This is a genomic window from Komarekiella delphini-convector SJRDD-AB1 (assembly GCF_014831675.1).
GTDB lineage: Bacteria > Cyanobacteriota > Cyanobacteriia > Cyanobacteriales > Nostocaceae > Komarekiella.
Window position 1 is genome coordinate 1 of record NZ_VJXY01000031.1, and the last position, 26,906, is coordinate 26,906.

The window sequence follows — 26,906 nt, forward strand, 5'->3', positions numbered from 1 at the left end:
ACAAGTCTTGCCGGACTCTAGTTTTAACGCCTTCTCTCTATTTCCGGCTTTACCAACATGCTGTTGTCCCTTTTGTCTTTCGACTCCAGGTAAGTTGGTTGACTTAAAGACATTCTTCTTAGTCTTTCCCAACTTAGTTGGGGATACCGCGTTAACTGTCACGGCGCACGCATTGGGCAATGTCGGCATCTAAGACGTACTTAGATTTCTGAGCGATTGCCGTGAAAATTGCCTCGACCGCATCATGGGCGGAACGTCCGGGTCTAAAGCCATAAGAATTTGGCTTGTTCCTAATGACGAAGAGTTAAGCGCAGATTCGTTTTCCTACCCATACCTAACTGTGCTAGAAGGGATTTCCGATGTAGGCTATCAGATACCTCCATTCCATCCCGCTTCATCCTTTGAGAATCAGTCACCAGATGGGGATGTGCTTCACCTTGTCACCACAAGGGGTCAGAATTTCACTGACACGAACATTGATTTGTCAAGGTTCGACGGAACTTTCGTTCCTGTGGCTCCTTGCCGCTAATCCCCCAATCTATTGCTAGTATTGGTTTCTAGCGAACGAGTCGCACCTGTGACTTTAGTCCAGGCAGAGTCAACAGGAAGTTATGAGTCATAACTTCTAACTTTTCACTCAGCACTGAATTGATCCCCAAGATACCAATCCAGGATACTATTGACGTTGATTTGCGTAGTATTTCACTTAATGCATATGAAGCGCTATTGGTCGCGTCTGCTTGCACTGGTTTTGGTTTTAGCCATCGGCTTAATAGGGTGTTCTGGTAGTCCAGATAGTTTAACAGGGGATTATCGCCAAGACACCTTAGCTGTAGTCAATTCCATGAGGCAAGCCCTAGATTTATCAGAAGACTCACAAAACAAAGCAGCAATTCAAGCAGAAGCGCGTCAAAAAATTAATGACTTTTCAGCTCGCTACCAGCGGGTTAACTCTGTTTCTGGTCTTGGCTCTTTTACAACCATGCGAACAGCTCTCAACTCCCTAGCTGGACACTACAGTTCTTACCCAAATCGTCCTGTACCACAAAAGCTCAAGAATCGTTTAGAGAAGGAGTTACAGCAGGTAGAGACGGCACTGAAGCGTGGCGCTTAACTATTCGCCAACCTACCGTCAAAAAGTAAAAACTCCACCCACAAAGGGATGGAGTTTTTGAGCATTGGGCCCAGGGCATTATATTATACGAAAGAATTCTGTTAGACACTCTACGTAGATTGGAGGTCATAATGATCACCGATATTCTCGATATGGGTGAACAAACTAAGCTGCGGGGGCAGGTGGTTGTACTCGGCTCCGGGATTGCGGGTGCCGAAGTAGCAACGCACCTTGCACGTCATGGTCGAGAGGTGGTGCTTGTTGAAAGCGGGCGCGATCAATTCGATCCATCGATCCAGGCATTGAACGATGTGATCTTTCTTGGCAAACGCCATCGCGAACTAGATCCAGACTCTTACTACCATCGATACCTACCACCCGAACTACGCGGAGTCAGTCGTGTGCGTCAATTCGGTGGCACAAGTAACGTCTGGACAGGTAAGTGGAAATATCTACAGCCCTTGGATTTCGAGGGTAGACCTTGGATTGCTAATAGTCGTTGGCCAATACACTTTGCTGATCTCTTGGAGCACTACCGTTCGGCGGCAAAAGATTACGGTTTCGGTGATTTAGAGGCAGAAGCTATACGTCCTCAAATTACGTCTCTTCGCGCAAAGCTCGCCGCAGGCGGTTTGAAAATGAGCAGCTTCTACTGGGAGCAGACACCCACGCGCACGGCGGTACGCTTTGGTGAAGAGATGCGCCGCTCAAAAAACTTGCATGTCGTGCTTGGCACAACCGCAACTGAGTTAAGACTCGACGCTTCCTGTCAACATGTGACCGCAGTCGCTTGCCGCTCACTCGAAGGCCGAGAACTTATCGTTGAAGGCGAAGTAATTATCCTAGCGACCGGGGCGTTTGAAACCGCGCGCCTTCTACTAGCCTCCAACCGTCAACTCCCTGATGGAATCGGCAATGCACACGGCCTCGTCGGTCGTTTTTATACTGACCATCCTAAACACCATACCGGAACACTACAGCCAGGGCCTTTAGCTCAACAATTTGCCCACGAACTGCAATACGCCCCAAAGCCACGTTTCTGTGTGTGCTTTGCGCTTGACGACGCAACCCAGCGAGAGCAAGAACTGCTTGAGCATGTCTTGTACCTGAAGCCGATCTACGAGAAGTCAATAGATCGCTTGTGGCGAACCTTGCAGCGCCGTCCTGCCTGCCGGGACGGTAATGGTTCAATCGCCGCTTATCGAGTCAAATTTGTTACCGAGCAGGTTCCACATGAGGGCAGTCGCATTAAGCTTGGAACAGAATGCGACGCACTAGGCCAACGAAAGCTGGAGGTTGACTGGTGCTTCACCGACCAGGATCGGCGTTCGATGGTGAAGACCCTCCAACTCTTGACGCAGAGATTCGCAAAAATCGGAATCGGAACCTTTGACTTCGGGAACGATCCGCCGCGTTTGGAGACCATGACCGACGCAGCCCACCAAATGGGTACTACTCGTATGGCCAGTAGACCCGAAGAGGGTGTCGTTGATACGAATTGTCGAGTGTTCGGTATCGGCAATCTCTATGTCGCTAGTTCGGCAGTGTTTCCGACCGGCCCGTCGTACTCACCCACCTTCACAATCCTGGCACTCGCACGCCGCCTCGCTCAGCATCTACTCCAGGTAATACCAACATCGGCAACAAAACTTGCCTGTGTCAACAGTCAACAGTCAACAGTCAACAGTAATCAGTTCTGACGGAGGATGGTGGGGGATTTCAACCCGCCAGATAGCACCTGCCACTCATCGGCTTTGGGTTATTAGGATTGCTAATATAGTGGTTCTCCTTAAACCCAATTATCTTGTCTGAATAATTGTTTACTGTTTACTGTTTACTGTTTACTGTTTACTGTTTAAGTATTTTAACCGAAACGCCCTGAAATGTAGTCGCGGGTACGGGGATCGAGTGGATTGTTAAATATTTGCTCTGTAGCACCAAATTCAACCATTTGACCGATACGACTTTCATCGGTGCTGAAAAAAGCCGTGAAATCTGATATGCGAGCGGCTTGCTGCATATTGTGAGTAACGATCGCGATCGTTAATTGCGATCGCAAACTATGGAGAAGCTCCTCAACTTTCATCGTCGCAATCGGGTCAAGAGCCGAGCAAGGCTCATCCATTAAGAGAATTTTGGGTTTGACTGCTAAAGCACGAGCAATGCATAGTCGCTGTTGTTGACCGCCAGAAAGCCCCAAAGCGGATTTATTCAGTTTATCTTTCACCTCATCCCAAAGAGCAGCGTCTTTCAAGGCAGATTCGACAATCTCATCAAACTCTGCCTGGGGACGCCTCATGGCTATTTTCACACCGTAGGCAACATTTTCGTAAATGCTCATGGTGAAAGGATTTGGCTTTTGGAACACCATGCCAATTTGGCGGCGTAGCTTATTTGAGTTGATCCGAGGGTCATAAATATTCTGACCAAAAAATTCTACGCACCCTTCAACTTTCACAGGCCCTTCTAATTCACTAATGCGATTAAGGGTTTTGATGAACGTAGATTTACCACAACCACTCGGCCCAATAATTGCTGTTATGTGGTTTTGATAAATATCCATTGATATTGCTTCAATTGCTTTGGAAGTGCTGTAATAAAAGCTCAGGTTTTTAACTTTGATAGCTGGAATTAGGTTACTCATACTTAACCAAAGGTGTGAAACAAAAATTGAGTTTTACTTTGTCTCTCTCTTGCTAAGAACTAAACGAGAGGCAATACTGACACACAAAACTAAGCTGAGTAGAACTATGGAAGTAGTCCAGACCAATTGATTTTTTTGCGGGTCGGGGTCGTTGTAGAGGTTAAAAATCAAGACTGGTAAGGAAGCTGTTGGACTTAACAATCCTTCTGACCAATCTAGACTAAACAAAGCAGTAAAAATCAGAGGTGCTGTTTCACCAGCTGCACGAGCTACAGCCAATAAAATGCCTGTAGTAATCCCAGGGATTGCAGCAGTAAAAACTATACGAAAAGTAGTTTGTAAGCTAGTTCCTCCTAAAGCAGCGGAGGCGAGGCGTTGAGTAGTGGGAATGAGTTTTAAGGATTCTTCTGTTGTGAGTACGATAACGGGTAGCATAATGACGGCTAAAGCAAAGCCACCTGCGATCGCACTAAATCCTTTAGTTACTAAAACAATCACACCGTAGGCGAATATACCCACAACAATCGAAGGCACACCTGTAAAAATCTTAGTAATAAAACGAACAAAACCAATAGTTGGGTTAGTTTGATTAAATTCTGCCAAAAAAATTCCCGTCATTATCCCTGTGGGAATGCTTAATAATGCACCAATTAGCACCATTGTAATTGTACCAAGGATGGCATTAGCAAACCCATTATCAATTACTGTTTTGACAAACATTTCTGGATTGAGTCCAGATATTCCTCGCACAACGATTTCCCATAAAAGTGATAGCAAAGGAACAAGTGCTAGACCTGTAAAAACAAAGGCGATCGCATTCATTGCATAGGTAAACAATAGTCGCCTTGTTGGTAAAGGACTACATAATTCTGTTGCTATTTTTTTGCTTTCAGGCTGGATATAACCACTCATTTTTTTGAAATTTGATGATATTTAAGCTTCTTAATTGAGATATGATCTAGTTCAATGTCTTATTTATTTTTCCTAGCAAACCACTGCACTAATAACACTGCACCAATATTTACTGCTAGAGTTAACCCAAACAAAATTAATCCTAAATAACTTAAAGCGCCAATATGTAATCCTGGTTCGGCTTCTGCAAATTCATTGGCTAATACAGAGGGAATTGTATAAGCCGGATCAAGTAAAGATAGACTGATTTGAGCAGAGTTACCAATCACCATAGTCACAGCCATTGTTTCGCCCAAAGCACGTCCGAGAGCGAGCATTATTGCACTCATAATTCCAGAAAACCCAGATGGTAGCAAGACCCGAAAAATTGTTTCCCAGCGTGTACCACCCAAAGCCATAGATGCGCTGCGTAATTCTTTAGGTATAGCTAGCAATACTTCACGAGTAATTGCTGCCATTGTTGGCAAAATCATAATAGCTAGAATAATGCCAGCAGTTAACATATTTGTTCCAACAGGATCTACTGTATTAAATAGTGGTATCCATTTGAAAACGATCGCTAGCCACTTTTGCAGAGGTTCTAAAACCGGAATAAAGACAAAAATAGCCCATAAACCAATGATCACACTGGGAATTGCTGCAATTAATTCAACAACAAATGCTAAAGTTGTTCGTATCGATAAAGGTAAGAAATTTTCACTAGTGACTAAGGCGACGGCAATTCCCACTGGTACAGCAAATAAAATAGCGATCGCGCTACTTACTAAAGTTCCATAAATATAAGGTAAAGCACCAAAAATCTGATTACCTGTATCCCAATCTTGACCCCACAAAAACCCAAGTCCAAACTGCATAATGGCTGGCTGAGCTTCGCGTAAAATTACCCAACTCATTGCAAATAGCACCGCAACAGTAATTACGGTAAAAAGGTACACAAGCTGTTTAAAACCTTGGTCAAACCAGAAATCTGTTCTACTTGTGGCTGTCAAATCAAGATTTTCATCAGCTGAATTCTGTTGAATTGATAAATTATTTTTGGTTGGTTCTGATGATGTCATTACATTAGAAATATAGTCTTTTTGTATGCGAGTAGGGTGGAGAAATCTCACACCATATCAAGCCTTGCCATTACGCACATTTTTATAACAGTCAAAATATCATGCTGACTGTCATCCCGCCTTGGAATCAATTCCAAGGCAGAATAAACAACGAAGCCAGAGATTAAAAATCAGAACTTACGCACTCAGATCCCCCAACCCCCTTCAAAAGGGGGCTTTATAAATTCCCCCCTTTTGAAGGGGAGCCAGCGCGGTCTTCTCTACTTTGAGGCTGCGCCAAGGGGGTTTCCACGCCACTCCCCACAACGGATAGCGCAGCGTAAAGCCTTCTCTTCTCCTATCGGAGACACTTCGTGAACGAGAGGCTTCGCCTTAAGCGAAGCCATGCCGCAGGCTTTACGGCATGGCTTCTCTACTTTGAGGCTGCGCCAACGCTGAGAGCGAGTCTTGTCTGCGACACGCTGCGCGAACGAGCGTCGGCAACCTCCGCCTTGGGGTGGCTCCCCATGAGCGACTGGCGTGGGCTAGGGGGGATCTAGGTTTCAGCCTTCAGTGCGTAAGTCCTAAAAATATCTGGGTAATGGCAAGCCTTATTAATCAAGAAAATTAGTCAGATGACAAATTAAGGCTTAACAGTGCTATTTACTGTCTGAAGTACTCGGTTTGCCACATTAGATGGAATCTTAGTGTAGCTGAGGTCATCGTTATATTGTTGACCATCTGTCAGCACCCAATTAATCCATTTCTTGACAGCTTCAGCTTTAGAAGCATTAGCATACTGCTTGTAAATCATCATCCAAGTAAGACCTACGATAGGATAACCTTGTCCTGGATCTCCTACAAAAACGCGATAGTTATCTGGAAACGTCACAGCTGATAAAGCTGCGTTTGCAGATTCTAAAGAAGGAGCAACAAATTCTCCTTGCTTGTTTTGTATTAGCGCTGATTTCAATTTGTTTTGAGTAGCGTAGGCATATTCAACATAACCAATTGAGCCGGGAGTACGAGATACTAAGGCAGCTACGCCAGGATTACCTTTACCTTTGAGGACATTTGGTAATGTCCATTTAGGAGCAGTGTTAGCCCCAATTCTCCCTTTAAAATAAGAACTGATGGCACTCAAATGATTGGTGAAAATGAAAGTTGTACCGCTACTATCAGCACGAACAGCAAATTTAATTGGTTGATTTGGTAGATTTACACCAGGATTATCAGCTTTGATTTTGGCGTCATTCCAGTTAGTAATTTGACCAGAGTAAATTGCTGGAAGCGTGGCGCGAGACAATCTAAGACTGTTAACACCTGGAAGATTATAAACAACAGAAACAGCACCGCCTGCTGTGGGTACTAAGATTGCACCATTTTTGACTTTAGCAATTTCCTCATCTTTCATGGCGGCATCACTACCGCCAAAGTCAACAGTTCCAGCAATGACTTGACGAATACCGCCACCACTACCAATTGCTTGGTAATTAATTTTTAAGTCGGAATGTTTTTTCCTAACTTCACGAGCATACCGTTCGTAGAGCGGAGCCGGAAAAGTTGCTCCTGCACCATTCAATGTTTCAGCTTGAGCGATCGCAGTAAAAATCGGGCTAAGTGCAATAGCAGATGTCACTACTGAAGTAGTAACTACACGACTTAAAATGGCAGTTGAAAAAATCATATTACCTCGTATTAAAGAAAGATTTTACTGTTGTAATTACAGCCTTGAAATAAATTACATTTTCTATGGTTAAAGGCAATTTAACGGCAGGTAAACAAATAATTAAAATATTTTTAACTTTTAATTGTAACAAAGACATATATTATGCTTAAATTGATATCAAAGCATATTGAATATAAATAAATTATTCATTCAAAAACTAATATTTTCTGAATAAGTTTTAACTAAAGATTATAAAAATTATCAATACAATATAGTTTGCTATTTTGAGTTTTATATAATTTATTTTTTATAGTTAGAAACGAAAACACCAACTAGGCTTGGTTGGTTAATTACTTAAGCGATCGCACACTTCCAAAAATTTATAAAAAGCTAAAAAAACTGGCAGGAGCCACATAACAAGGCTGCCTGCCAGGAAGGTATAGTTTATTCTGGCCATGTTTGAGCAGGTTAGCGCTTATTTATCATAAATAATCTCTATCCCAGGTTAGGATAACCAAATTATTTGTAAAACATGGTTAAGAAAAATAAATAAATAGATTAAGTTGCAGTTAAAGCTAACAATTTCCCAGATTGTGAAGGAAGAGGGCAGGGAGAGCAGAGGAGCGTAGGGGCAGAGGGGATAAGAAGGACAAAAGGAATTAATACCGACTCTTGAACGCCACTTGCTTTAAGATGGAAAACCCGTCCAACGCAGTAGCTCCTCTAGACTCTTAACAAATGACAAATGACTAATAATATAAGAAAGCGCTTTACACTTCTTAAATATTCAATTTTTTTAGAACAATGGCAAGAGATTTGCGAGGATTCATCAAAATTCTAGAACAAAAAGGTCAATTACAGCGGATTTCAGCTTTAGTTGATCCAGATTTAGAAATTGCTGAGATTTCCAACCGGATGCTACAAAAAGGTGGCCCAGGGTTGTTGTTTGAAAATGTCAAAGGCGCTTCTTTCCCTGTGGCGGTGAATTTAATGGGAACCGTGGAAAGAATTTGCTGGGCGATGAATATGCAGCATCCAGAAGAGTTGGAAACTCTGGGTAAAAAGCTGAGTATGCTGCAACAACCGAAACCACCGAAGAAGATTTCCCAGGCAATAGATTTTGGTAAGGTGCTATTTGATGTAGTTAAGGCGAAACCAGGACGGGACTTTTTCCCCGCTTGTCAACAAGTGATAATTCAAGGTAATGATGTAGATTTGCATCAGCTGCCTTTAATACGCCCTTATATCGGTGATGCGGGCAAGATTATCACGCTGGGGTTAGTGATTACCAAAGATTGCGAGACAGGTACGCCAAATGTAGGTGTGTATCGCTTACAACTGCAATCACAGAATACAATGACGGTTCATTGGCTATCGGTGCGGGGTGGGGCAAGGCATTTGCGAAAAGCGGCCGAACGCGGGAAAAAATTAGAAGTAGCGATCGCACTCGGCGTTGATCCTCTAATTATCATGGCAGCTGCTACGCCCATACCTGTAGATTTATCAGAATGGCTATTTGCAGGACTTTACGGCGGTTCGGGTGTGCAGTTAGCGAAGTGCAAAACCGTAGATTTGGAAGTTCCCGCAGATTCGGAATTTGTTTTAGAAGGAACGATTACACCAGGGGAAGTTTTACCAGATGGGCCTTTTGGCGACCACATGGGTTATTACGGTGGTGTAGAAGATTCGCCATTGGTTCGCTTCCAATGTATGACGCATCGCAAAGATCCGATTTACTTAACAACATTTAGCGGTCGTCCACCCAAAGAAGAAGCGATGATGGCGATCGCGCTCAATCGCATCTATACCCCTATTCTGCGGCAACAAGTATCAGAAATTGTTGATTTTTTCTTACCAATGGAAGCTTTGAGTTACAAAGCTGCAATTATTTCCATTGATAAAGCATATCCCGGACAAGCGCGACGGGCGGCTTTAGCATTTTGGAGTGCTTTACCACAATTCACATACACGAAGTTTGTCATTGTTGTAGATAAAGACATAAATATTCGTGATCCGCGTCAGGTAGTGTGGGCGATTAGTTCCAAAGTTGACCCCACACGAGATGTGTTTATTTTGCCAAATACACCCTTTGATACTCTGGATTTTGCTAGTGAAAAGATTGGTTTAGGTGGACGGATGGGAATTGATGCTACCACAAAGATTCCCCCAGAAACAGAACATGAGTGGGGTGCGCCTTTAGAGTCAGATCCAAATGTAGCGGCGATGGTAGAGAGGCGATGGGCAGAATATGGTTTGGCTGACTTACAGTTAGGAGAAGTTGACCCAAATCTGTTTGGCTACGATATGAAGTAAAGTGTTGGATTGGAACCAATAAAAATCTCCACTAGCTATCAGTTTGGCTGATTTTCATTAGTCAAACTGACAAAATAATAAAATCTCAGAAAGAAAAATCTGAATAATCTAGTTTGATATAAATTTTTCTTTTATTATCAGAAAAAGCTCTGAAACAATGAAGCCTTTTTGTATTATCAATTAACTCTATTTTTTCAGGTATGATGTGAGGTACAAATAAGACCGCAGTCTTAGGTACTGATACCAGGAAAAGAAAGAGAATATGACGAAAAATGGGAAGCACTCACCATCAGAGCTAGCGATAGTATTAGGACTAAGTTGTATTAGCGTTATCAATACTGGTATAGCCAATCAAGTTGTTTTAGCAAAATTAACTAATGAAAATAAGTGCGATATTCTTGCCTACGTCACTGACACAGATCTACAAGGTTTAAATGTGCGGAGTGGTGCAAGTGCCAGAAACAGAATTCTGGGGCAAATACCTATTCATGGAACAGTTCAGATTGTTGCAGCCTTGGGGAAATGGGTACAGATTACTAACGCTAGCGATGGTTTTCAAGGAACTGGGTGGGTTTTTGTGCAAAACTTAGGCATATCATCGCGGGGCTATGCTACCAATGGCGTAGACATTTACGCTAATGCTAATCAGCAAAGCCGAAAAGTGGGAAAAATTCCCGCTGGTGTGAATATCAAATTGTTAGGCTGTCAGGGAGATTGGGCACGGGTAGAATATCAAGGTGTCAAGGGTTGGTTGGCAAGGGAAGATCAATGTGGTGCTGCCCTTACTAGTTGTTCTTAGAGTTACATCACCCACACCACAAAAAAAGAGAGTTAAGGAAATCAAAAATTTGGTTTTGAGGTATTTGTATGCCTTCCCCATTTCCAGGAATGAATCCATATTTAGAAGATCCTGAATTATGGCTCGGAATAAGACCAAAGTAAACCACAGATGAACAGATAAACATCGGTGTTCATCTGTGGTTTATCTGTAGTTAAATTTAACAAATCTCGACTTATGCAAGAGGTTTATTGATGTGAGCATGGCGAGCAAGCCAGATGTCCCATCATCATTTATAAATGGGACAGTTGATTCGCAAAACTGCTCTAAAAATCAGTATTTGTAAAGTCGAAACAAGAGATGCCAACCATCATAAATGGGACAGAACATTCAGCATACGGTTCGCTACACAGAGATGTCTCCACAATGTTTTAGCGATTTCTGGCAAGATGCTGGGCGTCTTGAAGAGATCATATTGAACTAGCGGTCTCCCTAGTAGCTTCTCGCAGCCGCTCCACATCGCGCATCGGTGGTGCACCAAACAGCCGCTTGTACTCCCGGTTGAAGTGCGAGGCATCGTCGTACCCCACACGGTAAGCAGCACTGGTAGCATCAAGGTTTTGCCCCAGCATCAGACGGCGAGCCTCCTGGAGCCGCAGTTGCTTCTGGAACTGCAAGGGACTCATTGCAGTTCCAGACTTGAAGTGATGGTGAAAGCCTGAGATACTCATTCCAAGCTCTCGTGCGATGCTTTCAATCTTTATCGGCTCCTTAAAGTTTTTACGAAGTCGCTCGACGGCAAGAGCGATGTGGTGGGTGTAGCCACCCAGAACTGCAATATGACGGAGCCGATTACCTTGCTCTCCCATCAGGAGTCGGTAAATGATTTCCCGCTTAATCATTGGTGCGAGAACATAAGCTTCAGTAGAGGAATCTAGAAGCCTGACGAGCCGCATCACAGCGTCCAACAGATTTGCATCCAACGGACTTACGTCAATCGCTTTCACATCAGCACGGCTGCGCGATGAGGGATGACCTGCCTCGACCATCACTGAGCTGACGAGGGTGGGGTCGAGATCGAGGCGAAGGCTAAGGTACGGTTGCTCCTTGGACGCTTCAAGAATTTGGCTGACAATCGGCAGTTCAACCGTAGCAAGTAGATAATGCATCGGGTCGTACTGATAGCGATCGCTGCCCAGAAGAACTTCTTTGCTGCCTTGAGCAATCACACAAAAGGCAGGAACAGAGACACCATAAACGCATTCCGCAGGCGAGGAGGAGCGATTGAAGTGCAATCCCTTCAGCGGCTCAATCGTCCCATCATGACGAATAGCCTGTGCAATACGCTCAGTCAGTTCATCTCTATTGGCTTGCGCTCTGTCTGCCTCGCGCTTTGCCTGCTGGTCGTTCATTAAATCCATATTGGACTTTTCACTCTTTTGGCAGCGTTTATTTCTAAGTTTGCAGGATTGTACAACAATCTTAGACGATCGTCATATTACTTGCCCTTCAGGATTCTTAAAATGAATTTAAAGCAATGAAAAATGATTTCGTCTTTTGTAAGCATTCTGGACTTTTATTTAAGAAAAAACTCAGTTTTGATTGGGCAACAGACTCGCCTACTGATAACCTTGCTTCTTAAAAAATCCATCCCTACCAATAGAGCAGGCGCTAAGTGCCCAATCTCTACGATGGGGACAGCCACCCTAATGGCATTAAGTGAAGGAATTGAAAGAAATGGACATTAAAAAATGACAACGAACGAGAATGGAAACTACACAGGAAAGGTCGCGTTTGTGACCGGAGCAGCGAGCGGCATCGGTCGAGCTACAGCGCTGGCGTTTGCCCGTGAGGGCGCTGATGTGGTGGTCGCCTTCCGAACAGGGCAATCAAGAAACGGCGCGTCTGATCGAAGAACTCGGCGATCGCGCGATCGCCGTCAAATGCGACGTGACGCGAACCGAGGACGTGAAGGCAGCTCTGGACAAGACCATCGAAACCTTCGGGCGGCTGGACTTTGCCTTTAACAACGCCGGTGTGGAGCAGAAGAATGCAGCAACAGCGGAAATCGAAGAGGAAGAGTGGGATCGGATCGTAGACACTGACCTGCGTAGCGTTTTTCTGTGCCTGAAGCACGAAATCCCGCTGATGCTCAAGCAAGGGGGCGGCGCGATCGTGAACACCTCTTCAAGTGCTGGGGTCAAAGGCTTCAAAAGTGAAGCTGCTTACGTAGCTGCAAAGCACGGCGTGGTCGGACTGACGAGGGCGACGGCTCTCGACTACGCCTCGCAGAACATCTGCATCAATGCCGTGTGCCCTGGAATCATCGACACCCCGATGATGGATCGCTTCAGCGGCGGTACTCCCGAAGGACGAGAACAGGTGATCTCGCAGGAGCCAATTGGCAGGATGGGGCAGCCCGAAGAGATTGCCAATGCTGTCGTCTGGCTGTGTTCGGATGCGTCCTCCTTCGCCATCGGGCACGCCCTAGTCGTCGATGGCGGTCAAACAGTGTAGAGATATTCGCCCGTCCAAGCTGGCGCGGGACGCAAACGCGATTCGAGCAGACAAGAAGTAAGTCATCATGAAACATATCAAAAACATTACTAAGCGGGCTAACTTGGGCATCAGTCGGCGGAACATCTTGTTGGTCGGCGTGAGTGCCGCAGTTCCGGGTCTGATGTCCACCTTTAATACCCCAACTTTCGGGCAGGGAGCATCCCCGAAACAAACTGCAGATTGGGACAAGACCTTCCCCAAGAGTAACCGGGTGGAGCACCAAAAGGTCTCTTTCTCCAACCGTCTGGGAATTACTCTAGTCGCAGACCTGTATATCCCGAAGAATCTTGATCGCTCTCATCGGCATCCTGCCCTCGTAGTCGGTCATCCGTACGGCGGAGTGAAGGAACAGACTTCCGGTCTCTATGCCCAGACGATGGCTGAACGCGGCTTCATCACCTTGGCTCACGACGCATCCTATAACGGTGAGAGCAGCGGTCAACCGCATTCTATCGCTTCTCCTGAAGCGTTCGTCGAGGACTTCAGCGCCGCCGTGGACTTCCTCGGCACTCGCCCTCAAGTGGATCGTAACCGCATTGGTGTCATCGGCGTTTGCGGCAGCGGTGGCTTTGGGTTGGCTGCTGCCGAAATCGACCCCCGCATCAAGGCGGTTGCCACGGTCAGTATGTACGATATCGGTCAAGGACAACGGCAGGGCTTGGCAGAGACCCTGGACAAAGCCGCGCTCAAAAAGTCCCTGGAGAAAATTGCGGCGCAACGCTGGGCTGAGGTCGATGGCGCAGAAAGGGCGATGGCTATTGGAACACCCAAAGCAATCACTGAGAGTTCATCGGCGATTGATAAAGAGTTCTACGGCTACTATCGCACGCCGAGAGGTCAGCATCCGCGATCGACAACGGCAATGTCACTCACAAGCGCTGCTCCTATGATGCTATTTTGGTCATTTGAGCATCTTGACTGGATCTCCCCGCGTCCAGTTCTGTTTATCACGGGAGACCATGCACATTCACGCATCTTCAGTGAGCACGCCTTCAAGAAAGCATCAGAACCGAAGGAACTCTATCTCGTTCCGGGCGCCGGGCACGTAGACCTGTACGATCGGGTGAACCTCATCCCCTGGGACAAGCTTCAGTCCTTCTTCAATCAGCATCTCGCATAAGCGAGCAAGCGAGTAACTGGCAAGTACAAGAGCAATTGGTATTCAGGAAATCGAAAACAACAAAGAAACGTGAAGAGCTAACAAGCTATCACTCAAATCGCCCAAATCAAAAGATTGTCGATGCAGAAAGGAACTGAAACAGTAAAGGGATTTGACCTATACACTTGAGGCGTGATCGTGTCTAAGCTGGAAACTACTCATTCATTGAAGTATAGCATTGGCACGGAGCCTCACCCAACAGCACTGCATATGCTTCTTCAACAACCGACCAGGAGGTCAACATGAAAGCTAGACGATTTCCAATCCTTGGTGCATTGGTGCTGATGTTATGTCTGTTATGCGCGTGCGGGCGTGCCCCTGCTGAACAGGCCCAAGGACGCATGGTACGGCTATCGGTAATTGAAATTGATCCAGCTCAGTTAGAAAACTATAAAGTTGAGCTTAGGGAGGAAATCGAGGCTTCCATTCGCCTGGAGCCGGGGGTGCTGACCTTATACGCCGTATCTCTAAAGGATAGCCCCACCAGCATCAGAATTCTTGAGACGTATGCTGATGTGGATGCGTACAAAGCGCACATCGAATCGCCTCATTTCAAAAAATACAAGACCAATACCCAGGAAATGGTCAAGTCCCTCGAACTTGTCGAGACCGATCCCGTTTTGCTCGGCGCGAAGTGAATTCGAGCTGAAGAGGTCAAAGAGTGAAAAACAAAATACGCAGGAAAAAACCATGAAAATCAAACTCTTCGCCGCTTCGGTAGTGATGCTTTCCTTGTTTGCCGTAGCATCCGCTCAGAAGACCCGTGAAGGAATTATCCCGGCTGCGATCGTGATCGTTCAGAATCGATCGCAGCAGATGACCATCACGCGAAGCGGTTCGCGGATGCCCAGCAGAGGATCGGAGGCGAATTTCACCGGCAACGTGAGCGTCGAGCCTCTGTTCCCCGTAAACTCTCCGTCGCGGACATCTGGCGGCAGCGTCACGTTTGAACCGGGCGCACGCTCCGCATGGCATACTCATCCGCTCGGTCAGACCCTGATCGTGACGGTCGGCACAGGCTGGGTGCAGCAAGAGGGCGGTGAAAAGCAGGAAATCAGGCAAGGGGATGTTGTATGGACACCGCCCGGTGTGAAGCACTGGCACGGTGCCACGACAACCAGCCGACTGACGCACATTGCCATTCAGGAGACGCTCGACGGTAAGAACGTTGAATGGATGGAGAAGGTCAGCGACGAGCAGTACAACGACAGATAAGGGGTTAAGCCTGATGAAAAAGCTCACTGTGTTCTTGGCACTGGTATCTGCAATGATAGTTAGCCTTTCATTTGTGTCGGAGGCGCAAACAATGAACAACGAGCAAAGCTTAAACGCACGGCAACAAAGCATTGTCACCATTGCCGCCTTTACCGCCAGCGGCGATATGGAGAATCTAGCTCCCGCTCTGAGCGGAGGGCTTAATGCTGGCTTGACCGTGAATGAGATCAAGGAGGTTTTGGTTCAACTGTATGCTTATGCAGGATTCCCGCGTAGTCTAAACGCGCTTAACGCTTACATGAGTGTGCTGAAAGAGCGCCAAGCAAGGGGGATTAAGGACGTAGTGGGCAGGGAAGCAAGCCCCCTTCCAACTAATAAAAGTTTGATCGAGCTTGGAACAGAGATTCAGACGCGCCTAATAAAAGGTCCAGTCACCGGGGAAGTTTATACGTTTGCTCCTGTCATTGATCAGTTTTTAAAGAGTCACTTGTTTGGGGATATTTTCGGGCGTGACACCCTGGACTTTCAAAGTAGGGAAATTGCAACGATCGCAGCGCTTGCCAGCCTCAAAGGGGTTAACGCTCAACTGCGATCGCATTTCAGAGTCGGCATGAATACCGGACTCACCGAGGCACAGATGAACAGTCTCGTCTCTGTTCTCAAGTCCAAAGTTGGCAAGCTTGAAGCCGATAATGCTGCTGAAGTATTGAATAAGGTTTTAAGCAATCAGTAAGGAACTGAAAGAGAAAAACGATGCCTCATATCAGCGTTAAGCTTTATCCCGGTCGGTCGGAACAACAGAAGGTTCAGCTTGCCGAGCGAATTGTAAAAGATGTTATTTCACTGCTCAATTGTGGAGAAGAATCGGTTTCGTTAGCGATCGAAGAAATCAAACCAGAGGACTGGGCAGAGCAGGTCTATGAACCCGACATTCTAAACAAGTCGGAGAAGCTGTACAAACAGCCAGGATATAACCCATTTCAATAGCAACGGACAACTCGATTATGGGTCATACCAAAGCTAATTGTGCAGGATAACGTTCCAACTTTTAACTAGAAGATAGGAGTTCAAACTCATGCAGGAGTGCAACCTTGAAAACAATTCAGCCGCCATAACCGCCCGTGACTATCGATCTCACGCAGCAAAGAACCGCGTCAGCAGGTTCGTGTTCGCGTTCGAGGCGATTGGAACCCAATGGCAGATTGAAACTCACGACCCGTTGAACTCTCAGTTGCAGCAGTGCATTCTCGATCGAATTCGCCAATTCGATGCGACGTACTCGCGGTTCCGACCGGACTCCCTCGTGTCCTGTGTCGCTGCCGCCCCTGACGGTGGCTGCTTCAACTTCCCCAACGACTCGATCACTCTCTTCGACCTCTACGATCGACTGCACAAAGCGACCGGAGGCGCAGTAGACCCACTCGTTGGATATGAACTCGAACTCCTTGGCTACGACCCGACATACTCGCTCACCCCCGCATCTGACATTGCTGAGATGCGCGATCGAGAGAGAGCAACTTGGTCGAAGGATATCCTTCGAGATGGCACGTCACTTGTCACGCAGCGTCCACATACGATCGATGTGGGAGCGGCGGGGAAAGGCTACCTCGTAGACATCATCTCCGAGATCCTGCACGAAACTGGTTTGACGCAGTTCATTGTAGACGGCAGCGGCGACCTCCGCTATAGGGGTGAGTTGAGCATCCAGGTCGGACTTGAACACCCATTTGACCCTCAAATGGTCATCGGTGTAGCCAACTTGCAGAACCGCTCCCTCTGTGCATCTGCGGTCAACAGGCGCACTTGGGGTAACGGTTTCCACCATATACTCGATGCCCGGACAAGTATCCCGGTTCAGGATGTGGTCGCGACGTGGGTTATTGCCGATGATGCTGCAACCGCTGATGGACTGGCGACTGCTCTGTTCTTCACGAGCGCGGATCGTCTAGCAGAGAGCTTCCAGTTCTCCTACGTGCGAATGTTTGCCGATGGTCGCACTGAGATCTCGCCGAACTTCGACGGCAAGCTCTTCTCGAAGACGCACCCCTCAGCAGAATGCACGCCTGTGAACAGAGCCGCTCAGGTTCTGACTGATCAATCTGCCCAACGCGCCAGGAAAGGAGCAGGGATGACAACCTTGAACAAGCGGATGAAAGTCGCGATCGCAGGGGTCGCTGTAAGTCTTCTGATCGGATGCTCAACCACGGGTACGGAAGTCGTGCGCCCGGTGTCCACCCCCAATGCTGATGTCAACCGTTCGCGATCGGCATCGAGTGAAAACTCCGCCTACACAGATGGTGTCTACACGGCGACTGGTCAATACGGGAGCCTTCCATCGTCCATCACTGTAACTGCCACTCTGGTGAACAATGTCGTCACCGCCGTTGAAGTCACTCCTCGTGCGACAGACCCGACATCACTCGACTACCAGCGTCGCTTCGCCGCTGCGGTTCCATCGATCGTCGTTGGGAAGCGGATCGACGAGGTGAACGTGGGTCGGCTTGCAGGCTCTAGCGGTACCCCCAACGGGTTCAACGCTGCGCTCCAGCGGATCGAGGAACAATCCCAAAGATCGCGAGCGACCTCTGAGTGATGCTTTCGCGGTCAGCACCTAGGGAGAGCCACAGTGCAGAAGTACGCGGCGACAGCAGTGGTAACAGCAGCAAAGTCGCTGTAACAAAATAATCAGGGAATCAGTCCTAAAAGGAGAACGATAAATGTCAGCTATACCATCGGTCACATTGAACAACGGGCTGAAAATGCCCATTTTGGGATTCGGTGTCTTTCAAGTGCCCGATCTCGAAGAGTGCGAGCGAAGCGTCTCGGACGCGATCAAAACTGGCTACCGACTACTGGATACAGCAGCTTCTTACGGCAACGAAGAGGCAGTGGGCAACGCTATCCAAAAAAGCGGTGTAGCGCGAGACGAGCTTTTTGTCACGACCAAGCTGTGGGTTCAAGATGCCAGTTACGAAGGCGCGAAGCAGGCTTTTCAACGATCGTTGGACAAGCTGAAGCTAGATTACCTCGACTTGTATTTGATCCATCAGCCTTACGGCGACGTTTACGGCGCGTGGCGGGCGATGCAAGAGTTGTATCAAGCTGGTCGCATCAAAGCGATCGGGGTCAGCAACTTCTATCCCGATCAGCTCATGGACTTCATCATTCACAACGAAGTCGTTCCAGCAGTCAACCAGATTGAGACGCACCCTTTCCACCAACAGATCGAAACCTAGAAGTTCCTTCAGGAAAACAACGTCCAGATCGAAGCTTGGGGACCGTTCGCCGAAGGCAAAAATAACATTTTCAGTAACGATGCGCTGCTGTCTATCGCTGAAAAGCAGGGCAAAAGCGTGGCTCAGGTCATCCTGCGCTGGCTGACGCAACGCGGCGTGGTCGCCATTCCTAAATCGGTTCGCAAAGAGCGTATGGCGGAAAACTTCAACATTTTCGACTTCGAGCTAAGTGCCGAAGACATGAACGCGATCGCAACGCTGGACATCAAGCAAAGTGCCTTCTTCGACCACCGCGATCCAGCGATGGTGAAGTCAATAGGTACCAGAAAAATCCACGACTGATTCAGTTTGAAGCCATCGAAGGAAAAAGATCAGTCAAAGGAGGTGCGTATGACCAATACACCTAAAACGCCGAAAGTAATACAATAGAGATCACTGAGATGAACAAACCAAAAAAAGAGTCTTCGTCAGAAAACGGTCCTGCCCTACCGGGTCGTCGTCAATTGTTTGGAGCCGGGATCGCACTAGCCGCAGTTTCAGCACTGCCTCGCACGATCGCCAGAGCGCAGGGTCAGAACACGCCACAACCCACGCCCAACCTTCGGCGTAAGCTCGGCACCTTGGAAGTCTCCGCCATCGGTCTTGGCGTTCAAAACATGAGCCGCACCTATCAAACGACGATCCCCACCCGATCCGAGATGTTCAACATCATTCGGACAGCCTTTGATCGTGGCATCACCTTTTACGACGCGGCGGAGGCTTATGGTCCGCACGAGGTCGAGCGCATCCTCGGCGAAGGCGTGGCTCCGTTCCGCGACAAGGTGACTATCGCGTCAAAGTTCGGCTGGAATATCGATCAGAAAACCGGCGTGCGGAGTCCGGGACTGAACAGCCGCCCGGAACAGATCAAACTTGTGGTTGAGGGGATGCTCAAGCGTCTTCGGACTGATCGCATCGATCTCCTCTACCAGCACCGGGTTGACCCGCTGGTGCCGATTGAAGATGTCGCCGGTGCAGTCAAAGAACTGATGGCGCAAGGCAAGGTTCTACACTGGGGTCTGTCCGAGATGGGACCGAACACGTTGCGCCGCGCTCATGCCGCGCTACCCGTCAGCGCCGTTCAGAATGAGTACTCGATGCTGTGGCGCGGACCGGAAGAGGTAATTATTCCGCTTTGCCAGGAACTGGGCATCGGCTTCGTCCCGTGGAGTCCGCTTGGCGTGGGTTTCCTAACCGATGCCATTGATGCCAACACGCGGTTCGCTCCCGGTGACATTCGCGGCGTTGAGTCCCGGTTCTCGCCGGAGAATCTGCCCCACAACCTGGCGCTCGTGGAGTTGGTGAAGAGATGGTCTGTGCGGAAACAAGCCACTCCCGCCCAAATCGCGCTGGCGTGGCTGATGGCACAGAAGCCGTGGATCGTGCCCATCCCCGGCACGACACAGATGCCGCATATGATCGAGAACACCAGCGCGACAACCGTTCGATTCACGCCTGACGAACTCGCCGAACTGAACCGGTCTGTTTCGGCAATCCAGATTCGTGGGCAGCGACTCCCAGACGCAGTGTTGGTCTTTTCGGGCGTAGAAGCGCCGCCGAAGAACTGAACCAGTAAAACAGTAATAGGAGTTCCAGCAATGACCAGTACAGCCGACACCCCAAAGGATTATAAGCAGAACCTGTTCACCTTGGTTTATGACGGGGCGATCGCGAAGAATGAGCCGGGCAAGGTCAATATTCACCCTGGGTTCCCAAATATGTGGACGCTGCAATGGGCAAGTTGACACCGTTTTTTGCCCGAACCTTGTAAGATCCGGCACCCAAAGGCAGCGCCTGCCACAGGTTTTCAAGATGTCTCGCGTCAATTACTGGCATTTGTCCAGTTATCGAATCTCCCGAAAAATTTATTCGGGAAAACCTGAGCGTAAATAAACCAAACTCTTAATGTCGAAGCAGAGAAAATACCGAATGAAGAAGATTTTATGAGCAATAATATCGATGGAAAAGTTGTCGTCATCACGGGCGCGAGCAGTGGGTTGGGCGAGGCGACCGCTCGGCATCTCTCTGCCAAAGGTGCGATCGTGGTGTTGGGGGCAAGGCGTGTCGATCGCATTCAATCATTAGCAGACGAGTTGACTAGCAACGGCAGCAAGGCACTTGCCATCACAACGGATGTCACCGACTGCGATCAAGTAAAGAAACTAGTCGATGCTGCCGTGGAGAAATACGGGCGGATCGACGCGATCGTCAATAACGCTGGGCTGATGCCGCAGGCACCCCTTGAGCGCCTCAAAATTGACGAATGGAACCGAACAATCGACGTGAACATCAAGGGTGTGCTATATGGCATTGCTGCGGTATTGCCGTATATGAAAGAGCAGAAAGCTGGACATATCATCAATGTCTCCTCGGTGGCGGGTCATAAGGTCAATCCTGGCGGTGCGGTCTATTCGGCAACGAAGCACGCGGTGCGAGTTCTCTCTGAGGGACTGCGCCAGGAAGTGAAGCCCTACAACATCCGCACAACGGTAATCTCGCCGGGTGCAGTTGCCACGGAACTGCCAAACAGCACAACTGACCCAGAAACCGCCGAGAGAATCCGCAAAGTCTATGAGAGCGCGATTCCTGCTGATTCGTTTGCGCGGGCAGTTGCCTTTGCTATGAGTCAACCGGAGGACGTGGATGTGAACGAAATCCTGTTTCGACCCACAGGACAGATGATGTAAGCTCTCCTGCCTCTACAGTTAAAGGAGTGGTTCATGACGAAGTTGAGCGATCGGAGCGAAAGGGGCTGACAACCATGGGATCAGAGGAGATTAGGTTGAACTATCAGTCTCCCTAGCCAACTCCTGAAGTCGTTCCACGTCCCGCATCGGCGGCACACCGAAGAGGCGCTTGTAATCGCGGTTGAAATGTGAGGTGTCATCATAGCCAACGCGAAAGCCCGCAGTCGTCGCATCCAAAGCTTCGCCGATCATCAAGCGCCTTGCTTCCTGAAGCCGCAACTGTTTCTGGAACTGCAACGGACTCAAGGCGGTAACTTGCTTGAAGTGATGGTGGAAGCCCGACACGCTCATGCTGATTCCCCGCGCCAACTCCTCAACGTGCATCGGCTTGTTGAACTCACGGCAAATCTTCTCCACAGCCTGAGAAATGCGATGGGTATGCCCTCCCAGCACCGTCATCTGACGGAGACGATGCCCTTGTTCACCGGATAAAAGCCGATAGATGATTTCACGCGAGATCAGTGGTAAGAGAAGCCGCGCATCGTCCGGAGAATCGAGCAAGCGAGACAGCCTCACCACGACATCCAGCAGGGTGGCATCTAGAGGACTGACTTCGATGGCTCGCACTGGCGACTGACTGCGCGGCGGAAGTTGACCCATCTCTACCATGACCGACGCAACTACCGCAGGGTCGATGATTATGTATACCCCTAGATACGGCTGCTCCTTAGAGGGTGCCAGAATCCGGCTCACGATGGGAAGTTCCGCTGTCGAGAGGAGGTAATTGTAGGGGTCGTATTGGTAACGATACTCGCCGAGAAACACTTCTTTGCTGCCTTGGGCGGTGATGCAGAAGATAGATTCCGACACGCCATACAGTGGCTCCCCAGGTTGGGAGAAACGAGCAAGGCGAAGCCCCTTGATTGGCTCAACTATCCCATCTTCGGAAATGGCTCGTGCGATCCGCTCCACCAGTTCTTCGCGGTTGCTTTGCTCCCTTTGCGTCTCGCGTTCTCTTTCGCGCTCTATATGCTTCTGGTTCATGAGATTCAGCTTAACTCCTGCACAGGTCTGTTGTTCAGGTATTTCTAAAACTTTGGAGAATCGTTCAAACGAGTTGCAGGATCGTCATATCGCTCTTCGTTCCCAGTGTACACAATGAATGAATGGTGTTAGAGGAAGTCTCTACTGGCTGCTCAAAGTACTTTGAGCGCACAAGAGATAAGCTTTACGACCAACACCTGAACAGTGATTAACTTCCAAATGAAACAAATCAACAACATGACTAAGCGAACCAACTTGGGCATCAGTCGGCGGAACATCTTGTTAGTCGGCGTGACCGCTGCATCTATGGGTGTGATGTCCAACTTCAATACCCCAACTTTCGGGCAGGAAGCACCCCCAAAACCAACCGCAGCTTGGGACAAGATCTTCCCCAAAAGTAACCGAGTGGATCACCAAAAAGTCTCTTTCTCCAACCGTCTGGGAATTACTTTGGTCGCGGATCTATATATGCCAAAGAATCTTGATCGCGCTCGTCGGTATCCTGCCCTCGTGGTCGGTCATCCCTACGGCGGAGTGAAGGAACAGACTTCCGGTCTTTATGCTCAGACGATGGCTGAGCGCGGCTTCATCACCCTGGCTCACGACGCATCTTATAACGGCGAGAGCGGCGGTCAACCGCATTTTACTGCTTCTCCTGAAGCGTTCGTCGAGGACTTCAGTGCCGCCGTAGACTTCCTGGGTACTCGTCCTCAAGTCGATCGTAACCGCATTGGAGTCCTCGGCATTTGCGGCGGCGGTGGCTTTGGGTTGGCGGCTGCCGAAATCGATCCCCGCATCAAGGCGATCGCGACGGTCAGTATGTACGATATCGGTCAAGGACAACGGCAGGGATTGGCAGAAACCCTAGACAAAGCCGCACTCAAAACGTCTCTAGAGAAAATTTCGGCGCAACGCTGGGCTGAGGTTGATGGCGCAGAAAGGGCGATGGCTAGTGGAACACCCGAAGTACTCACGAACAGTTCATCGGCGGTTGAAAGAGAGTTCTACGACTACTATCGCACGCCGAGAGGGCAGCATCCGCGATCGACCACGACGATGGCGCTCACAGGCGCTGCTGCGATGTCGCTATTTTGGTCATTCGAGCATCTCGACTGGATCTCCCCGCGTCCCGTTCTGTTTATCATGGGCGACCGCGCACATTCCCGCGTCTTCAGTGAGCAAGCCTTCAAGAGAGCATCAGAACCGAAGGAACTCTATATCGTCCCCGGTGCGGGTCATGTGGATCTGTACGACAAGGTAAATCTGATTCCCTGGGACAAGCTTCAGTCCTTCTTCACAGCGCATCTCCCAGAAACGAGAGCCAGCCAGTCCAAGTCATGAACGCATTCTAAATTTTTATTTAGGCGAAAACGTAGGACGAGAAATGAAAGCAATCCATATTCATAGTCACGGCGATCCAGATGTACTCATCTTTGAGGATGTTAGTATCCGCCAACCTAACGCTGGCGAGATCCTGGTGCGGAACCGGGCGATCGGTGTCAACTTTGTCGATACCTACTTGCGAAGCGGTGCCTTTGCACCGCCGTGTATGCCATTTATTCCTGGCAAGGAGGGTGCTGGCGAAGTCCTGGCGATCGGCGAGGGTGTTCATGGCTTTGCTCCTGGCGATCGCGTGGCTTATGTCGAGACGCTAGGGGCTTATGCAGAGGAGTGTGTCGTTCCCATGCACTTTCTGGTGCATCTGCCCGATACCATTGACTACGAAACCGCCGCTGCAGTGATGCTGAAGGGTCTGACGGCACAATATCTGCTGCGCCGGACATTTCGCGTTGAGGCGGGTCAGATGGTCTTGGTGCAGGCTGCTGCCGGAGGTGTCGGCATCATCCTGACGCAATGGGCGAAGCACCTTGGCGCGACCGTTATTGGTACGGTCGGTTCGCCAGAAAAGGCAGAGATTGCCCGCCAGAACGGCTGCGATCACGTTATCGACTACCGCAAGGAGGATTTTGCCGCGCGGGTGAAGGAGATTACTGCGGGTGAAGGGTGCCACGTCGTCTATGACGGGGTGGGCAAGGCGACCTTCCCCGGCTCCCTCGATTGCCTCCGACCCTTCGGCTACTTCGTCAGCTTCGGTTCTGCATCGGGAACGATCCCGCCGTTCGACATCATGCTTCTGCTGGAAAAAGGTTCGCTCTTTGCCACATATCCAGGGCTGACGATGCACTTGGCTCGACGCGAGGATGTTCTCACGATGAGTCAAGAACTGTTCGACGCGATCGCGAGTGGCGCTGTGAAAATTCCACCTCCTACGCGACTGCCGCTAGCCGAGGCAGCGGAGGCGCATCGCAGGCTCGAAGCACGACAGACAATTGGAGCGACTGTGCTTCTACCGTAAAACAAGGCGATTACCACCCAGTTCAATTAATCAGTTTATTAACCTCAAAAGGACAAATTTATGACATCCAATCAAACTCAACGTTTCGCAGGGAAAGTTGCCTTTGTCACTGGCGCAACCAGCGGCATCGGTCGAGCGACCGCGATCGCGTTTGCACAAGAAGGCGCAAATGTCGTCGTCGCAGACATTGCTGAAAAGGGCGTGCAGGAAACAGCCCGCCTCATAGAGGAACACGGCAGTAAAGCCCTAGCCGTCAGTTGCGATGTGGCGAAGGCTGATGATATAAAAGCCGCTGTAGAACAAGCTGTTACAACCTTTGGTCGCATCGATGTCGCCTTTAACAATGCAGGAGTAGAGCAGCCGTATGGTGCCATTGCCGATGTCACGGAAGACGACTGGGATCGCATCGTTGCCATCAACCTGCGCGGCGTTTTTCTTTGCATGAAGTACCTGGTGCCCATCATGCTCAAGCAGGGCGGCGGTGCGATTGTTAACACTTCTTCAAGCGCTGGGGTGATTGGTATTAGTGGGCAAGCGGCTTATGCGGCTACAAAGTTTGGTGTTATCGGTCTGACAAAATGTGCGGCGCTCGATTATGCAAAATCGAACATTCGCGTGAACGCCATCTGTCCAGGAATCATTGACACGCCGATGATTCAACGGGTTGCCGCAGGAGCGCCCGACGGGTATGACAGCATGATTGCTCAAGAGCCGATCGGACGCTTGGGCAAGCCTGAGGAGATTGCGTCAGCGGTCTTGTGGCTAAGTTCGACCGATGGTGCTTTTGCAACTGGACATGCGATGGTGGTCGATGGCGGACAGACCGTTGGCATCGGCGTAGGGTAAGCTTTCAAGTCAGAAGTATAAGGTTCGCAGCTAGTTGCAACTCAGTGCTATGTGGCTTTTGTCACACCCAGTTCCGATGCATTGATCGACAACCTAGACGGCAGCCAGACTAACCTTGCTGCTTCAAAAATTCATATCCCTACCGATAGAGCAAGTGATGAGTGCCGAATCTCTACGATTGGGGGCAACCCAAACCGCATCTCAAAGATTTTGTATTCTTAGGAGCATCATTCATGCCCAACGCCAAAGCCTACTCTGCTGCCAGTGCAACCTCACCGCTAACTTCCGACACGATCGAGCGGCGCGATCTGATCGAACACGATGTCGAGATCGAAATTCTCTTCTGCGGCATCTGCCACTCCGACCTCCATGCCGTGCGAAACGAGTGGAGCAACACGGTCTACCCGATCGTTCCCGGTCATGAGATTGTCGGTCGTGTTACTCAAGTCGGCTCGGCAGTGACCCAATTCAAACCTGGCGATCTGGTGGGAGTCGGCTGCATGGTCGATTCAGATAGCACCTGTCCCCAGTGTAAAGCGGGTCTTGAGCAGTTCTGCCCAAACGTGATCTTCACCTACAATTCCCCAGACAAGCACCTCGGCGGGGTCACTTATGGCGGCTATTCCGATGGCGTCGTCGTCGATCAACGCTTCGTGCTGCGAGTTCCGTCCAACCTCGATCTGGCTGGTGTTGCACCGCTGCTCTGTGCTGGCATCACCACCTACTCGCCCCTGCGCTACCACAGCGTGACTAAAGGACAGAAAGTAGGCGTAGTCGGTCTTGGCGGACTGGGACATATGGGTGTGAAGTTTGCTCATGCGTTTGGTGCCCACGTTGTCGTTTTTACTACGTCACCCGATAAGAAGGAAGACGCGCTTCGTCTCGGTGCGGATGAAGTCGTTGTCTCCCGTAATGCCGACGAGATGCAGAAACACACGGGTAGCTTTGACTTCATCCTCGATACCGTTTCCGCTGATCACGACATCAACACCTATCTCAACTTGCTTCGTCCTGACGGCAACCTCACCCTGGTTGGCGCACCCCCGAAGCCTCTAGAAATTGCGGCATTCAGTCTGATTATGGGTCGCCATAGTCTCTCTGGCTCGAACATTGGCGGGATTGCCGAAACTCAAGAAATGCTCGACTTTTGCGGGGAACATAACATTACCGCCGATGTCGAAGTCATTCCGATTCAGAAGGTCAACGAAGCTTACGATCGATTGCTCAAATCCGATGTGAAATACCGCTTCTCGATCGATATGGCATCCCTGAAATCCGAATAACCTCATCAGGAGTCA

General features: G+C 49.1%; 26 protein-coding genes and 2 pseudogenes. 22 read left to right on the forward strand and 6 right to left on the reverse strand.

What is annotated here, in order from left to right; translation table 11 throughout:
- The 4 genes from FNW02_RS38905 to FNW02_RS23795 all read left to right on the forward strand — a co-directional run.
- Nucleotides 1-193 (forward strand): hypothetical protein (locus FNW02_RS38905; RefSeq protein WP_225225863.1); only part of this gene is annotated, 193 nt, incomplete at its 5' end.
- A 51-nt stretch (nucleotides 194-244) separates the two neighbouring features.
- The gene (locus tag FNW02_RS23785; protein ID WP_191759960.1) at nucleotides 245-529 is read left to right on the forward strand and encodes a hypothetical protein; all 285 of its coding nucleotides are present in this window, start codon (nucleotides 245-247) and stop codon (nucleotides 527-529) included.
- A 180-nt stretch (nucleotides 530-709) separates the two neighbouring features.
- Nucleotides 710-1,114, forward strand: a complete 405-nt coding sequence (gene psb27 / locus FNW02_RS23790) for a photosystem II protein Psb27 (RefSeq protein WP_191759961.1) — start codon at nucleotides 710-712, stop codon at nucleotides 1,112-1,114.
- A 131-nt stretch (nucleotides 1,115-1,245) separates the two neighbouring features.
- The gene (locus FNW02_RS23795; protein ID WP_191759962.1) at nucleotides 1,246-2,814 is read left to right on the forward strand and encodes a GMC oxidoreductase; all 1,569 of its coding nucleotides are present in this window, start codon (nucleotides 1,246-1,248) and stop codon (nucleotides 2,812-2,814) included.
- 164 nt (nucleotides 2,815-2,978) lie between these two features.
- On the opposite strand, the gene pstB is transcribed toward FNW02_RS23795, so the two are convergent.
- The 4 genes from pstB to pstS form a co-directional block, all read right to left on the reverse strand.
- Nucleotides 2,979-3,758 carry a phosphate ABC transporter ATP-binding protein PstB gene (gene pstB, locus FNW02_RS23800; protein WP_191759963.1) on the reverse strand — a complete coding sequence of 260 codons (780 nt, stop codon included), beginning with the start codon at nucleotides 3,756-3,758 and terminating at the stop codon, nucleotides 2,979-2,981.
- Between the two features lie 33 nt (nucleotides 3,759-3,791).
- Nucleotides 3,792-4,670, reverse strand: coding sequence for a phosphate ABC transporter permease PstA (gene pstA / locus FNW02_RS23805; protein ID WP_191759964.1), 879 nt, complete (start codon nucleotides 4,668-4,670; stop codon nucleotides 3,792-3,794).
- Nucleotides 4,671-4,729: 59 nt separating this feature from the next.
- On the reverse strand, nucleotides 4,730-5,728 hold the full coding sequence (gene pstC / locus FNW02_RS23810; protein WP_191759965.1) for a phosphate ABC transporter permease subunit PstC: 999 nt from the start codon (nucleotides 5,726-5,728) through the stop codon (nucleotides 4,730-4,732).
- 622 nt (nucleotides 5,729-6,350) lie between these two features.
- Entirely contained in the window at nucleotides 6,351-7,394 is a 1,044-nt protein-coding gene (pstS, locus tag FNW02_RS23815; RefSeq protein ID WP_191759966.1) for a phosphate ABC transporter substrate-binding protein PstS, read from the reverse strand.
- A 786-nt stretch (nucleotides 7,395-8,180) separates the two neighbouring features.
- Between pstS and FNW02_RS23820 the strand changes: the two genes are divergently transcribed.
- From FNW02_RS23820 to FNW02_RS40195, 3 genes are all read left to right on the forward strand, one after another.
- Nucleotides 8,181-9,689, forward strand: a complete 1,509-nt coding sequence (locus FNW02_RS23820) for a UbiD family decarboxylase (RefSeq protein ID WP_191759967.1) — start codon at nucleotides 8,181-8,183, stop codon at nucleotides 9,687-9,689.
- Nucleotides 9,690-9,951: 262 nt separating this feature from the next.
- Nucleotides 9,952-10,488, forward strand: a complete 537-nt coding sequence (locus FNW02_RS23825) for an SH3 domain-containing protein (protein WP_191759968.1) — start codon at nucleotides 9,952-9,954, stop codon at nucleotides 10,486-10,488.
- A gap of 68 nt (nucleotides 10,489-10,556) precedes the next feature.
- Nucleotides 10,557-10,631: a DUF4058 family protein gene (locus FNW02_RS40195; protein WP_191760022.1), complete on the forward strand. Its 75-nt coding sequence runs from the start codon at nucleotides 10,557-10,559 to the stop codon at nucleotides 10,629-10,631.
- A gap of 306 nt (nucleotides 10,632-10,937) precedes the next feature.
- Here FNW02_RS40195 and FNW02_RS23835 read toward each other — a convergent pair whose 3' ends face one another.
- Entirely contained in the window at nucleotides 10,938-11,888 is a 951-nt protein-coding gene (locus FNW02_RS23835) for an AraC family transcriptional regulator (protein WP_191759969.1), read from the reverse strand.
- Nucleotides 11,889-12,218: 330 nt separating this feature from the next.
- Here FNW02_RS23835 and FNW02_RS23840 point away from each other — a divergent pair.
- The 11 genes and pseudogenes from FNW02_RS23840 to FNW02_RS23890 all read left to right on the forward strand — a co-directional run bounded on the left by FNW02_RS23840 (nucleotide 12,219) and on the right by FNW02_RS23890 (nucleotide 21,362).
- A pseudogene (locus tag FNW02_RS23840) lies at nucleotides 12,219-12,984 on the forward strand (SDR family oxidoreductase).
- Nucleotides 12,985-13,051: 67 nt separating this feature from the next.
- On the forward strand, nucleotides 13,052-14,146 hold the full coding sequence (locus FNW02_RS23845) for an alpha/beta hydrolase (protein WP_191759970.1): 1,095 nt from the start codon (nucleotides 13,052-13,054) through the stop codon (nucleotides 14,144-14,146).
- 281 nt (nucleotides 14,147-14,427) lie between these two features.
- A complete protein-coding gene (locus tag FNW02_RS23850; protein WP_191759971.1) occupies nucleotides 14,428-14,823 on the forward strand; it encodes a putative quinol monooxygenase in 396 nt (131 codons plus the stop codon).
- Nucleotides 14,824-14,875: 52 nt separating this feature from the next.
- Nucleotides 14,876-15,400, forward strand: a complete 525-nt coding sequence (locus FNW02_RS23855) for a (R)-mandelonitrile lyase (protein ID WP_225225864.1) — start codon at nucleotides 14,876-14,878, stop codon at nucleotides 15,398-15,400.
- 13 nt (nucleotides 15,401-15,413) lie between these two features.
- Nucleotides 15,414-16,133, forward strand: coding sequence for a carboxymuconolactone decarboxylase family protein (locus FNW02_RS23860; protein WP_191759972.1), 720 nt, complete (start codon nucleotides 15,414-15,416; stop codon nucleotides 16,131-16,133).
- Between the two features lie 20 nt (nucleotides 16,134-16,153).
- Nucleotides 16,154-16,387, forward strand: a complete 234-nt coding sequence (locus FNW02_RS23865) for a tautomerase family protein (RefSeq protein ID WP_191759973.1) — start codon at nucleotides 16,154-16,156, stop codon at nucleotides 16,385-16,387.
- Between the two features lie 88 nt (nucleotides 16,388-16,475).
- Nucleotides 16,476-17,993, forward strand: a complete 1,518-nt coding sequence (locus FNW02_RS23870) for an FAD:protein FMN transferase (protein WP_191759974.1) — start codon at nucleotides 16,476-16,478, stop codon at nucleotides 17,991-17,993.
- A 166-nt stretch (nucleotides 17,994-18,159) separates the two neighbouring features.
- Nucleotides 18,160-18,978: pseudogene (locus FNW02_RS23875) on the forward strand (aldo/keto reductase).
- 98 nt (nucleotides 18,979-19,076) lie between these two features.
- Complete coding sequence (locus tag FNW02_RS23880; RefSeq protein ID WP_191759975.1) at nucleotides 19,077-20,243, forward strand: aldo/keto reductase; 1,167 nt, start codon at nucleotides 19,077-19,079, stop codon at nucleotides 20,241-20,243.
- A gap of 30 nt (nucleotides 20,244-20,273) precedes the next feature.
- Nucleotides 20,274-20,420, forward strand: a complete 147-nt coding sequence (locus tag FNW02_RS23885; protein WP_225225865.1) for a hypothetical protein — start codon at nucleotides 20,274-20,276, stop codon at nucleotides 20,418-20,420.
- A 198-nt stretch (nucleotides 20,421-20,618) separates the two neighbouring features.
- Nucleotides 20,619-21,362: an SDR family oxidoreductase gene (locus FNW02_RS23890; RefSeq protein WP_191759976.1), complete on the forward strand. Its 744-nt coding sequence runs from the start codon at nucleotides 20,619-20,621 to the stop codon at nucleotides 21,360-21,362.
- Nucleotides 21,363-21,452: 90 nt separating this feature from the next.
- Here the strand turns inward: FNW02_RS23890 and FNW02_RS23895 are convergent, their stop codons facing one another.
- Nucleotides 21,453-22,406, reverse strand: coding sequence for an AraC family transcriptional regulator (locus FNW02_RS23895; protein WP_191759977.1), 954 nt, complete (start codon nucleotides 22,404-22,406; stop codon nucleotides 21,453-21,455).
- Between the two features lie 219 nt (nucleotides 22,407-22,625).
- Here FNW02_RS23895 and FNW02_RS23900 point away from each other — a divergent pair, with 219 nt between their 5' ends.
- The 4 genes from FNW02_RS23900 to FNW02_RS23915 all read left to right on the forward strand — a co-directional run bounded on the left by FNW02_RS23900 (nucleotide 22,626) and on the right by FNW02_RS23915 (nucleotide 26,891).
- Nucleotides 22,626-23,747: an alpha/beta hydrolase gene (locus FNW02_RS23900; RefSeq protein ID WP_191760024.1), complete on the forward strand. Its 1,122-nt coding sequence runs from the start codon at nucleotides 22,626-22,628 to the stop codon at nucleotides 23,745-23,747.
- A gap of 43 nt (nucleotides 23,748-23,790) precedes the next feature.
- Nucleotides 23,791-24,762 carry a quinone oxidoreductase family protein gene (locus tag FNW02_RS23905; RefSeq protein WP_191759978.1) on the forward strand — a complete coding sequence of 324 codons (972 nt, stop codon included), beginning with the start codon at nucleotides 23,791-23,793 and terminating at the stop codon, nucleotides 24,760-24,762.
- A gap of 60 nt (nucleotides 24,763-24,822) precedes the next feature.
- On the forward strand, nucleotides 24,823-25,608 hold the full coding sequence (locus FNW02_RS23910) for an SDR family oxidoreductase (RefSeq protein ID WP_191759979.1): 786 nt from the start codon (nucleotides 24,823-24,825) through the stop codon (nucleotides 25,606-25,608).
- 233 nt (nucleotides 25,609-25,841) lie between these two features.
- On the forward strand, nucleotides 25,842-26,891 hold the full coding sequence (locus tag FNW02_RS23915) for an NAD(P)-dependent alcohol dehydrogenase (RefSeq protein WP_191759980.1): 1,050 nt from the start codon (nucleotides 25,842-25,844) through the stop codon (nucleotides 26,889-26,891).
- Nucleotides 26,892-26,906: the final 15 nt, after the last annotated feature.